The following is a 404-nucleotide window of genomic DNA, read 5'->3' as shown; positions in this document are numbered from 1 at the left end:
ACGAAAAAAATAAAATTGAACAAAGACTTGGTAAACAAATTATCAGTCAATCAAATTTAGATTATGCTAATTTGTCTAACGATAATATTAAAGAATTATCTAAAAAAATAGCTGACTTCTTAAATGAAAATCAGTCACCTAAACAGTTTTAAATAATGAGGTTATGTTATGGCTAATCAATATAAAAATCTAGTTGAACAAAAAGCTAGATTAAAGCAGAAAATAGAGCGAGAAGATTTTCAACTTCGTCAATCTAAATACTATGAAAAGCGTCAAGCTCGTAAAGCCCGTTCTCGACGCTTAATTCAAAAGGGTGCTTTATTAGAAAAATACTTTCAGGCTGATAATTTATCAGTTGAACAAACCGAAGAACTTTTAAAAATATTTGCTGATTATGTTAATGA

Annotated in this window: 1 protein-coding gene; it reads left to right on the top strand. The window is 28.0% G+C overall.

Going from position 1 to position 404, the window contains the following annotated elements; translation table 11 throughout:
* Positions 1 to 168 precede the first annotated feature (168 nt).
* The coding region (locus tag FD46_RS02850) for a hypothetical protein (protein ID WP_057895685.1) at positions 169 to 404 on the top strand (236 nt) is incomplete at its 3' end.

It is taken from the genome of Liquorilactobacillus oeni DSM 19972, assembly GCF_001436275.1.
GTDB classification, from domain to species: domain Bacteria; phylum Bacillota; class Bacilli; order Lactobacillales; family Lactobacillaceae; genus Liquorilactobacillus; species Liquorilactobacillus oeni.
The sequence above is the reverse complement of the archived record's forward strand: the minus strand, read 5'-3'. Positions and strand labels throughout refer to the sequence as shown.